Source organism: Chitinophaga tropicalis (assembly GCF_009758205.1).
GTDB classification, from domain to species: domain Bacteria; phylum Bacteroidota; class Bacteroidia; order Chitinophagales; family Chitinophagaceae; genus Chitinophaga; species Chitinophaga tropicalis.
In genome coordinates this window covers 1-11647 of the sequence record NZ_WRXN01000017.1, presented here as the reverse complement: position 1 = coordinate 11647, position 11647 = coordinate 1, and the positions used below count along the sequence as shown (strand labels likewise).

At 45.2% G+C, this 11647-nt stretch carries 10 protein-coding genes and 1 tRNA gene; 6 read left to right on the top strand and 5 right to left on the bottom strand.

The window, feature by feature from the left end:
* Positions 1 to 28: 28 nt before the first annotated feature.
* The 4 genes from GO493_RS30920 to GO493_RS26710 all read right to left on the bottom strand — a co-directional run bounded on the left by GO493_RS30920 (position 29) and on the right by GO493_RS26710 (position 5195).
* Positions 29 to 373 (bottom strand): hypothetical protein, encoded by a 345-nt coding sequence (locus GO493_RS30920; RefSeq protein ID WP_198315842.1) that lies wholly within the window; start codon positions 371 to 373, stop codon positions 29 to 31.
* A gap of 206 nt (positions 374 to 579) precedes the next feature.
* Positions 580 to 2154: a DUF1501 domain-containing protein gene (locus GO493_RS26720; protein ID WP_157309302.1), complete on the bottom strand. Its 1575-nt coding sequence runs from the start codon at positions 2152 to 2154 to the stop codon at positions 580 to 582.
* Between the two features lie 18 nt (positions 2155 to 2172).
* Positions 2173 to 3822 (bottom strand): DUF1800 domain-containing protein, encoded by a 1650-nt coding sequence (locus GO493_RS26715; protein WP_157309301.1) that lies wholly within the window; start codon positions 3820 to 3822, stop codon positions 2173 to 2175.
* 197 nt (positions 3823 to 4019) lie between these two features.
* On the bottom strand, positions 4020 to 5195 hold the full coding sequence (locus GO493_RS26710; protein ID WP_157309300.1) for a thiolase family protein: 1176 nt from the start codon (positions 5193 to 5195) through the stop codon (positions 4020 to 4022).
* Positions 5196 to 5297: 102 nt separating this feature from the next.
* On the opposite strand from GO493_RS26710, the gene GO493_RS26705 reads away from it, so the two are divergent.
* The 6 genes from GO493_RS26705 to GO493_RS26675 all read left to right on the top strand — a co-directional run bounded on the left by GO493_RS26705 (position 5298) and on the right by GO493_RS26675 (position 10625).
* A tRNA-Lys gene (locus GO493_RS26705) sits at positions 5298 to 5373 on the top strand.
* A 1136-nt stretch (positions 5374 to 6509) separates the two neighbouring features.
* Positions 6510 to 7100 carry a sensor histidine kinase gene (locus GO493_RS26695; RefSeq protein ID WP_157309298.1) on the top strand — a complete coding sequence of 197 codons (591 nt, stop codon included), beginning with the start codon at positions 6510 to 6512 and terminating at the stop codon, positions 7098 to 7100.
* Complete coding sequence (locus GO493_RS26690) at positions 7097 to 7873, top strand: LytR/AlgR family response regulator transcription factor (RefSeq protein ID WP_157309297.1); 777 nt, start codon at positions 7097 to 7099, stop codon at positions 7871 to 7873. The genes GO493_RS26695 and GO493_RS26690 overlap by 4 nt, the downstream gene beginning before the upstream one ends.
* A 280-nt stretch (positions 7874 to 8153) precedes the next feature.
* Positions 8154 to 8552 (top strand): hypothetical protein, encoded by a 399-nt coding sequence (locus tag GO493_RS26685; RefSeq protein WP_157309296.1) that lies wholly within the window; start codon positions 8154 to 8156, stop codon positions 8550 to 8552.
* Between the two features lie 51 nt (positions 8553 to 8603).
* Positions 8604 to 9656, top strand: coding sequence for an alpha/beta hydrolase (locus tag GO493_RS26680; RefSeq protein ID WP_157309295.1), 1053 nt, complete (start codon positions 8604 to 8606; stop codon positions 9654 to 9656).
* Between the two features lie 18 nt (positions 9657 to 9674).
* Entirely contained in the window at positions 9675 to 10625 is a 951-nt protein-coding gene (locus tag GO493_RS26675; RefSeq protein ID WP_198315841.1) for a serine hydrolase domain-containing protein, read from the top strand.
* Between the two features lie 551 nt (positions 10626 to 11176).
* Here the strand turns inward: GO493_RS26675 and GO493_RS30915 are convergent.
* Complete coding sequence (locus GO493_RS30915; protein WP_198315840.1) at positions 11177 to 11545, bottom strand: hypothetical protein; 369 nt, start codon at positions 11543 to 11545, stop codon at positions 11177 to 11179.
* Positions 11546 to 11647: the final 102 nt, after the last annotated feature.

The following is an 11647-nucleotide window of genomic DNA, read 5'->3' as shown; positions in this document are numbered from 1 at the left end:
GTAAAAACAAAGGACATCCATGTCCGCATTAAATGAGAGAGATAACCGGGGGAGCTCGTGGAGATAACATCCTGTGAGGCACATAACTCAACACAGGAATTACCGGCGTGGGAAACCGCCAGATGATATGCTGTACCAGCGCGCTGTAAAAGAATACGCCGGTATGTTCGTATGGTTCAGGATCTACCTGCTGCAGGAAACCGCAATGCAGGTGCTTAACGGAAAAGGCAGGATCTGTATGGTGCACGGGAACGTCTTCCGTATCCTCGTGCGGAAAGAACTGGTGGATAAACGCCCTGGGGGTGATGTTTATGGTAAACACCGTCAGGAGTATGACCGCCAATACCTTATATAGACCCTTTACCTTAATCATGAGTTTGACAAGGCAAAGGTAGGGAATTAATGCAACAATGTTGCTTGTAATATTAAGAAGGTGGCGCATCAGCTTAAAATCTTAGCCGGCCAGAAGCAAAAGCGATTTCATGTACAGTTTCCTCCGGTTAAATATGGCATAAAGATCCAAACTGATGCATTACCATTAAGAGACAGAGCCTTAGAGTTGCAGGTCAAACAATTTCTTTACCCCTTCACTTTCAGCATACTGCGCAAATGCTGATACACCCCATTCTGCAAACGGGCATAGAAAATCCCCGTTGCCAGGTTACCACTATCAAATTGAACAGTATATTCCCCTCCGGGCTGCACCTTATTAACCGGGGTAGCCACCAGGCGGCCCATGGTATCAAAGATCTGGATCAGGGTATGTCCGCCCCTGGTCTTATACTTCAGTGTGGTAGTGGTGACAAAAGGATTCGGATAGTTGGTGATCAGGTTTTTACTGCCGTTATTAATATCGTCTATAGAAGTGATAGTACCACAGGCAATGCCGCTTACTATTGGCAGTCGCTGGTAATCCTTGAACAGGATAGTTTGCAGGGTGGTATTATCCACACAGAACCATTGTTCCAGCAGGGAAGCATATACAGAGCGGAAATCGTACTGCATAGGCATGTTATCATTTACGGCGGCGGAGGTAGGAATTTCGGGGGATGAACCTAACACGCCCTGCAGCACATAATCACCAAAAATGATCATAGGAGCAGCTGCGCCATGGTCTGTACCCATACTGCCGTTAGATTTTATACGGCGGCCAAACTCGGAGAAGGTCATTCCCACAACGCGCCTGGAAGCTTTCAATTTAGTAAGGTCATCCATGAAGGCCTTGATGGAGCCAGACAGATCTCCCAACAGCTCTGCATGGGTACCTTTAGCGGTACTTCCTGCCTGGGCCTGGTTGGCGTGAGTGTCATAGAAACCATGCTGCACCATATAGAGACGGGTTTTCAATCCGCCGGCTATGAGACGGGCCACGATCTTCAGCTGTTCTGCCAGCCTGTTGTCCGGATAAGGGCTCTGTGAAGTAACACTGGCAGCGGCTTTCTTAATGGCATTGGCAAACTTGTTGGACTGTTTGGCAATCAACCGGATATACTCCAGTTCCACACCAGCATGAGTATTAGGAACGGGGTCCATGATATCTTCCACCAGGTTATAGAAATCTGTAGAGCTGGAGATAGTGATGGCCATGTTGGAATCAGCGCCCTGGAAAACAGGAGAGGTGATGGAACCTATCTGTATTGCCAGCGGATCGCTGTCTTCATAAGCATCCGGGTAGTCCGGGTATTGTGTTTCCAGGTAACGGCCCGCCCAGCCTGTATCCAGTATCTGATTGGCATCAGAACCGGTCAGCCAGATATCTGTAGCGCGGAAGTGGGAATAGTCAGGCGAAGGATATCCTACACTCTGTACAATACATACCTTACCGTTCTCATAGAGCTGCTGTATTCCTGTCATAGCAGGATGCAGGCCTGTTTTAATATTGTTGGCCAGGGGCAATACCTGTCCCTGTGGAATGGCGATATTGGTACGGGCAGCCTGGTAGTCGGCATACACATCCAGTGGCACTACCATGTTAAGACCGTCATTACCACCAATCAGCTGGATCATTACCAGTACATGATCATTATCTTCTGCCGATTTCGCTAACGCACTCAGCAACGAGGACGTGCCGAATGCTTTTACCGAGAACCCATTTATAAAAGTAGGCAGGGCTGCTGCCTGAGCGGAATATTTAAGGAAATTTCTGCGTTTCATAGTTTTAGGTCTTTCAGATCAGGATAGTTGATATTCTGACATGTTCATAAGATACTTATACAGCGTTTGCAGACGGCTTTCCACTGTATTACGGTTAGCGGAGGTCGGGTTTGTTTTCCATTTATCCCAGGCCTCTGTCCAGTAATAATCACTGTCAGGGCTCTGGCCGCTGAGCAGGATCAGATTCTTAAGCCTGGCTTTGGAATTGTCTGATAACGGCATCCTGTAAAGCAGGTCCAGCGAGTCCTGGATAAGAACAACAGGATTGCCTGGTTCTGATAATTTATCTGCAAATGCCAGTACGTCTATCTTTACGCCGCCAAAACCTCCTGAGCTGATCATTGAATCGCTCATCATATTACGCTTGGGCAGGGTGTCAGTGTTGATCCACATTTCATGGTACTGTGGTTCCTGGCGATAGGCTTCCCATCCTGCCACCAGCGGAGGATCTCCTATGTCCTGCAGCATTCTGCCGGTATGTTCACGCAGCCTGTCCAGCGATTCAAACCTGCTCATATAATCTGTCGGGAACTCTACACCAAATTCACGGCACAGACCTACGGTAAAGTCGACCGGGCTTTTGATCAGCGCAGACATATTCAACGGATCAAAGAAATGCTCGCTTTTAAACAAAGCCTTGAGCACGGGTTTGATGTCGTACAGGTTATCCCGGAAGATCTGTGCCAGCGGGGTGATCACGTTCTGTTCTACAGCAGCATCGATCTGGTAATACACAAAAAAGCGGTAGATCTTACGGCAGATGAACTTGGATACTTCGTGCTGTTCAAAGATGATATCAAGCAGATCATCCAGTTCAGTAGCGCCTTCTGCACCTGATTTACCGGCTATCTTCCGGTTATTATAGAAGCTGGAAAATTCCTTGTTGGTAATAACGTGCTGGGTAGATTCAAAGTAAGATGTCATTGACACCGGTTCTATTCTGAAGCCGGTAAGTACCTGGGCGGTAGCCCTTACATCTTCTTCTGTATAGTGGGAATCGGGCCCCTTCCCTACTGTGAACAGTTCGTGCAGTTCGCGGCCATAGTTCTCGTCAGGGCTTTCTTTTCCGTTCAGATAGCCGTTGAGGTATTTCAGCATGGCCGGATCGAGTGTCACGGCTTTGGTAAGCGTCTTGAAATTGCCTGTAGCGTTGGCCCGCAACATGGTGTTGTATTTGTATATATAGCGGGCGTCGTTCACCATGGTCAGTTCTGTAGGAAAATGGTTGTGCCAGAAGAGCACCATTTTTTCCTGGATGCTGCGTCCCTGGTTGATCATTACATCCATCCACCATGCCTTATAGGATGGCCAGCGGTTCCTGTCCAGGTCTCCATCTTCAGGAGGGGGAGCTGAGTTCACCCAGGTGGCGCCGGGAGCAATACCTGTTGCATCGTCTCCGTATGTATTCAGAGGTTGCGTGGTAACAGTATTGGTGGTATTGATCAGCGCTTCTACTGCAGCGTCCATGGTGAGTCCTTTGCACCAGGTAATGTCTTCCGGTGTGGCTCCGAACATGGTACGTTTCAACAGGTGAACTACCTGCGCTGTACCAAACTCTCCTGTATAGGGAGCAAGGCCTGAATCCGTGCGGCCGGTAGCGATGCTGGCATCCGCTTTCACTGTTTGCTGGCGCCTGGAGGGAAGCGTAAGGAATTGTCTGCGATCCATAGAACTATGATATGGTTGTATATTTAATAGGGAATGTTTTTGCTGATATAGGCTAATACACAGGTATCCAAATTCGCTCCCAAATTAATAAAAAGTTTAATTCAATAAGATTATTTTATTGGTGACGGGGCATATTGACACAAAAATGGCTGACTATCATGTTTTTAGTCAGCCTCTTTGCTTATATCGGCATATGATCAAATACGTTCTATTATACCGGCAATTCCTTGTCCGCCGCCAACGCAGGCAGTCACAATGCCGTATTTCTTATCCAGGCGCTTTAGGTCATTCAGTATCTGTACGGTCAGTTTTGCACCGGTGCAACCCAGCGGGTGCCCCAGAGCTATAGCGCCACCGTTGATATTGACTATCTCGGGATCAATGCCCAGTTCACGGATCACCGCAACAGATTGTGAGGCAAAGGCTTCATTCAGCTCTACCAGGCTGATATCCTGCAGGGATTTACCAACCTGCTGTAATGCCTTGGGTATAGCGGCAACAGGGCCAATACCCATAATACGCGGATGTACCCCGGCAGATGCGCAGGCTACCAACCGGCCAATGGGTTGTAAGTTCAGCTCTTTCACCATCGTTTCGCTCATTACTATTACGAATGCAGCACCATCTGAGGTTTGCGAAGAGTTGCCTGCCGTAACACTGCCGCCGGCAGCAAAAACAGGCTTCAGTTTTGCCAGCGCCTCTGCAGAGGTATCAGCACGTGGGCCTTCGTCAGTGTCTACTGTGAAATTGCGTGTTTGCTTCCTGCCCTTTTCATCCACATATACTTCTTCCACATTGATAGGCAGGATACCGCTCTTAAAGTACCCGTTCTCTATGGCATTCAGGGCTCTCTGGTGAGATCTGAGCGCAAAGGCGTCCTGGTCTTCGCGGGAGATATTATATTCCTTGGCTACTGCTTCTGCTGTGAGCCCCATTCCCAGGTAATATTCGGGAGTGGTGCTGGCTACTTTGTAATTAGGTACTGTTTTCCAGCCTGCTACGGGAACGAGGCTCATGCTCTCTGTTCCCCCGGCTATAATACAATGAGCCATGCCTGATTGTATCTTGGCTGTGGCGATGGCAATGGTTTCCAGTCCGGAGGCACAGTAACGGTTTACCGTCACGCCTGGTACTTCGATACCGAGTGCCCTCACCGAGATCATTCTGCCTATCTGTAAGCCTTGTTCGGCTTCCGGTACGGCATTACCTACTATGAGATCGTCTACCCGCTTTGGGTCAAGCTGCGGGACGCTTTTCAACAGGCCGGTTATAACGTCTACGGCCAGATCGTCAGGCCGGTAGAAGCGGAAGCCGCCACGTTTGGCCTTACCTACGGCGGTTCTGTATCCGGCTACAATGTATGCTGTTTCCATTTCTTTAACGCTCCTTTTTGGGCAAAATGCCCTGTTTTTTTATTTAAGTTAAAGAAGTTTTGTCAAATATGGAGTAAGATGTTAAATTTGCAACCCATTACTGACTCTGTAGCTCAGTTGGTAGAGCAGCTGACTCTTAATCAGCGGGTCTAGGGTTCGAGTCCCTACAGGGTCACCAATAAATTAGAAGCTTCAAGTTTAAGGACTTGGAGCTTTTTTGTTTTTATTACTTTTATATATTATTCTCATTATCAACCTTAGCAAGGTTCGAGTCGTGTTGGGGCGTGATACTCTCTTTTGAGAGGACAATCCAGATCCTGTAGCTTAGTATTCCATGTTTATCTTATTACAAATGGTCTATAATCAATAATCTCAGTCGGTTTAAAATTAAATTTGCCAAAAATTCCGTCTATTAATAGTACTGTTTTCAGGTAAATTTATTGTACCAACCATTCCAAATACTTCCCGCCTTCGCAGCAACTATTACTGTTTCTATTAAAATGAATAAGTATAAAAATAACAGTCATAGTGAGAGCTTAAAACTCCTCTTTTAATTCAACAAAATCATATCCCAATATTTCAAAATAGTTCTCATCAAGCTGCTCACCTTTAAAGTGAGCAATCATCCGTTTTGCTTCTTCCAAATATTTTGGTTCTTTTATTATGGTAAAGTTTCCATCAATCAAGACAAGAACTTACCGAAGTTAATGAATCAATCAACTCATATGTTGTCAATGAGAGTAGAAAGTTGAATTAGTATAGCCCCCTTTTAACTTTAAGATGCCGTCAAACTGACTGTTGAAATATTCCATCTCACCTCCTGATTTATTGAGTTGACGGATGAACTCTCCCGGGAATATCAAATTTTGAGTAAGTTTAATGATGGATAAAAATGAGCACCGCATTTGCGGTTACAGTTCCCTGCTGATCTCCCTGATGGTAAATTCACCAAAACTTTTAGCTTTGCGTGAAAATGGAGTGATGGCCCGTTACTGGCATTTCAATCCCTTTGAGCTTTTATTCCAGTTTACATTTAACCTGATTTTTTGCGCCCTTCTTTTTAATATTAACCTGCGCAAAGGGAAAGGGCTGTCATCTTACAGAGAAAGAAGGAGGTATTACTCCTATGTTACCTTTAATTTCCTTGCTTTTTGTGTTTTATTAATAACAAGTACGGTATTACACCGTTTGTTTTTCCCCAGCCTTCAACTGCCAAGACTAATATTCCCGGGAGCACTTTTCCGATTGTCATTTAGTGCTATACTGACGGCCATCATCATAAAGATCATATTGCTGATGCGTAATTCCAGGAGCATGACAGCCGAAAATCAGCAATTGAAAAATGCCTATCTGGCCTCGGAGCTGCAATTATTAAAAGAGCAGATGAACCCGCATTTCCTGTTCAATTCCCTGAGCAGCCTTTCAGCGGTAGTCAGTGAGAATCCTAAGCAGGCCCAAAAATACATCCGTGACATGTCTGCTGTTTTTCGGTATGCATTGGTAGGGTCTCATACGGATCTGGTCCCCCTTGCCGATGAACTGACGATGCTCAGATCATTTGCCAAACTTATTTCCATGCGGCTGGAGGATGCATTTGAGCTCACCATCAATATTGCCGATATATACCTGCCGGTTAAAATACCCCATCTATCGTTGCAGCCCCTGCTTGAAAATGCAGTCAAACATAATGCAGCGACAACTGAAAGACCATTGCAGGTAGCGATTGAGGCAAAGGACAATCAACTTATTTTCAGTAACAGCCTTTGGGAAATACCAACACCGGAAGCGAGCAATGGAATGGGCCTTGCCAACCTGAATGAACGTTTCAGGATCATGATGCACCAGGAAATTGAGATCAGCCGGTCTGATACATACTTTATCGTAAAACTCCCTTTAAAACAATGAAAAATATCCGTATAGTGGTCGTGGAGGATGAAGCAGCTACCGCCCGCAGTCTGATCCATATCTTAAATGAAGCAGACCAGCACATCACTGTTGTTAAAACGTTGGGGGCCGTGTCCGATGCGGTCACATGGTTCAATGACCATTCTGACTTCTATGACCTGATCTTTATGGATATCCGTCTGGCAGATGGCCTTTCGTTTGATATTTTCAAGCAGACAATGATATCCCGTCCTGTTGTTTTCGTGACTGCCTTCAATGATTACGCGATTACGGCCTTCAAGAACAACGGTATCGACTATATCCTCAAACCATTTGACCCCGATGAGATCAAAAGCGCATTAGACAAATATAAGAACTGGACTGGAGCTGCTCAAAGGCCTGACGGACCGGCGCTGGTCGAGCTATTGGCACAACTTGGCAACCTGACCAAATCCTATAAAAAATCCTTCCTGGTGCATTACCGGGATAAACTGATCCCATTGGAAACAGCTAAAATTGCCTGGTTCTATACAGTAAATGAAATGGTTTATCTCCGCACCACCGATGACAAGCAATATATTGTAGAGTCAACCATGGAGCAGTTGGAACAACAACTGGACCCAAGATTATTTCTGAGGGTAAGTCGCCAGTTTATACTCAATCGTAACGCTGTAATCGAGGCAGAGTTTTATTTCAACGGGCGTTTACTGGTCAAAGTAAAACCACAGCCGGACGAGCATATTATTATCAGTAAAGCTAAGTCTGTTGAATTTAAAAAATGGATGAACAGCTAGGTCAATTCACCCCCTGTTTTTTCCATTTCACCGGGTTTGTCAGGGGCTGAAATCTTATTTTTGACCAATTTTGTATCAATCCATGAGGCCAATACAAACAAAAGATCAGAAAATGAAAAACGGACAACACCTGTTTGCCACTTACCAGTTTAGCTTGCGTATTTTTTTGCTGGTTTTCCCTATTCACACTGCCGCATAGCGCGCTGACCAGAGGCTGGCATTTATATGTCCATCTAAAAGCAGAAACATTAAATCATCAATAAAAGCAAATTCAACAAATATGAAAAGTAGCAACACTACAAAGGGCATAGCCGTAGCACTGACCTTGTTATTTATACTGTCCGGTCAGCTGGTTATAGCGCAGCATGGTTCCGCAATGCAGGATAAGACGCCACAGGAAAGGGCAAAGCTCCAGACAGAAATGATGAAAAGTAAGCTGAACCTGGACTCCGTACAGCTAAACCAGGTTGAAGCTATCAACCTGAAATATGCCCTAAAAAATGAACCGGTCATTAAAAGTGGCGACAGTAAGTTTTCTAAGTTCAAACAGATCAAGTCATCGCAAAAAGAAAAGGAAGCCGAGCTTAAAAAGATTTTCACCACCGAGCAGTTCAAACAATACCAGGCTTTCCAGGATGAGATGAAGGCACAGCTGAAAGAAAAAAGGAAGGAACGGTAAATACCAGCTTGTTTTCCGGAAATCGGATTTAATGCATCAAAAAAAAGAAAAATGAAAACGATATTATTCAGCTTATGCATACTGGCCTTCATCTTCTCAGGCGGCTGTTCTAAAAATACAGTTGTGTCCCCGGCAGAATCGGCCGATGATGACCTGGCAGGACCGATTTCCCGTCCCTCCTCAGGATATGGTTCCGATGGTACTTACGCAGTATCAGAGATCGATTTCTCTAACACCGAATATCCAGGCACCAAAGTCACTGTATTTTATCCATCAGGCATTACCTCACCCCGACCAACCATCTTCTATTCGCATCCCTATGGCGGCGAAAGCAAAGAATATAACAGGGGCCTGTTCGAATTCATTGCCAAAAAAGGTTATGTGGTTGTATTCGTTCCTTATGCCACCAATGACAGTAGCATAGACCATCGTTATCTAACCTTGTGGACCGGTTTCACTAAGGCCGCTGCTGATTACCCAGACATTATCGATACCAGGAAAGTAGGCTTTATGGGGCATTCCTTCGGTGGGGGCGCTTCGATCGGTCTGTCCTATAAAGCTTTCACCGAGAAAGGCTGGGGGCAGGACGGGCGCTTCCTGTTTACGATGGCGCCCTGGTATAGTTACCAGATCACCCCCGCCCAACTCGCCAGCTTTCCAGCCAATACGAAGATGATCACCCAGGTCTATGATGAAGATGTTTATAACGATCATCGAATGGCCATAGATATCTTTAAGAACATCAATATTTCCAATGCTGAAAAGGACTACTATTACATGAAACCATCAACGGTGGCCGGCTATAAATATGCTACGGACCATATGCTGCCCAACACCCGTAGCGCCTACGATGCATATGACTATTATGGGGTTTACCGTTTGCTGGATGCGCTGATTGATTATAGCTTCAACAACAGCGCAGCGGGAAAAAATGTGGCACTCGGAAATGGTTCAATCGAGCAGGTTACCATGCCTGGATATAACGGGCAGTTTATGGCACCGCTCGAAGTCACAGATAATCCCGCCCCAAAATACAGCCAGGATAAATATGAATTTAAATGCAGCAGTGTGCTATATAATCCAAGAATAGCCTATTGCAAATAACCGTTTAAGAACAAAACGATGAAAAAGATAGTTTTCCTGCTGATGGTTCTGTTGCCATTTGGCGCCGCCTATGCTCAACAACCATTTTCCCAGGTAGATCATTGGCTTGACGCCCATGCCAGTGAAATGGGAGGCAGACTGATCCTGGTGGTCTATAAAGATGGGAAGGTGATTTATAGCCATGCGGTCAATGAAATGAATGGCAGACAGCAGGCATTGGTCAGACTGATGGCTAAAAGGAAGGGAGCTGAACCGGATTTAGGCGATTATACCGAAACGACAAAACAACCCATAGCCAGTTGCAGCAAATGGCTAAGTGCAGCGCTGGTGATGACTTTTGTAGATGAAGGCAAAATACGGCTAAACGATACGGTCGGGAAATTCCTTCCCGTACTTTCAAAAAACGGGAAAGGCGGCATTACGATCGGAGATTGCCTGTCCCATATGACAGGAATCCTGTCCCCGGATTTAAAAGATGACCTGAAAGAGAAGCGGCAAGCCAATAATATGGATGAGGTGATCAAACAAATCGGCGCCTATCCCACAGAGGGACTTCCGGGAACAGTCTTTCGTTATAGCAATACCGGTCTGCAAATCGCCGGTGCAGTACTCGAAAAGATCACCGCCAAGCGTTTTGAGACGTTGTTTGCCGAGCGCATCGCCAGACCGCTGGGAATGAAAAACACGGATTTTGGATATAAAGCAGTAGCCTTACCCGCAGGCGGGGCCAGCAGCACCCCCGAAGATTATATCCTCTTTTTAACCATGATTTTAAACAAGGGCATCTTCCATGGGAAAAGGATTTTATCGGAAAAAAGTATAGACCAGATGCAAGTAAACAGAATCACTCCTGATGTCAAAGTAGCCTATACGCCCGCGGAAGTCACAGGTGTAGGGTATGGTTATGGGGCGTGGATCATGGGCAATGGTGTGGTCAGCAGTCCGGGGCTTTTTGGCAGTTACCCCTGAGTTGACAACAGCAAGGGATACTGTGCATTCTTGATGGCCTTTTATCTGAAAACTGACGGTCGGCAGGAAAAATATGCCGAACTGAGAAAATTGGTCGATGAACAGATCAGATAAAATAACGCTTTCGATCGTTACTTTCATGATCGCTTCGGTCTTTGATATCTTGAACTTTGATACTCTTGAACCATTACCGTAATTAAATGTATGTTCATAACGATTGGCTATTTTTGATATACCTATGAATACAGCAGGATACTCAGCAACACCACTGGCTAAAAAATTGGGCATCAAGGACGGATTCGTAATTCGCCTGGTGGGTCTATTTTGATCTGTTTGAGGACATGCCTCTCAACATCCAGATACTCGATGATACGACAAAAGCCAAAAAACTTATTCATTATTTTACGAGGCAAGCAGACGATCTGCTCAGGGATATCTATTGAGAGTCTTAGGTGGTTGGTAGCGATAACTTTCTAATTAGACAATTAAATATACGCTTCTCAGTTCCCAGCATATATAGTAGTCATGTTAGCTGTGTATTGCTTGTGACCTTATTGGAACTTTAATATTGCATCTGGAATTGGAAAAATAATTAGAGATGCACAACTAAAGGACTGCTTCAGTAACGACTCCGGTTGTGAAATGAGCACGTCCTGGCTGAAATCATTTATCCTGCCTTGTAGCTTGTCATCAATTAACTTAAAAATAGCAACAATGGTTTCCTTTTCCTTGTGGGAAAGATGTAGGGCTTTGCTAGCCGAATAAGAAAAGAAGCCATATTGTTTGATCTTTCCTGCCAGTTGATAGGATAACAAAAAATCTGGATGAACGATCAGGGTATAACCCGAATGATCGCTGTTATTGCCGCTGTGTGCAGTAACCTGGCCTGGAGCAAGAGACTGTAAAATGAACTGTGTCAAAGGTTAAAATAATTTCCTGACCTTTAACACAAGTTTCTTTTTATGAGCAAGAATGATCAATTTGATTACGACGGCCTCAAGAAAAAGGCCTTAGAACAGTTT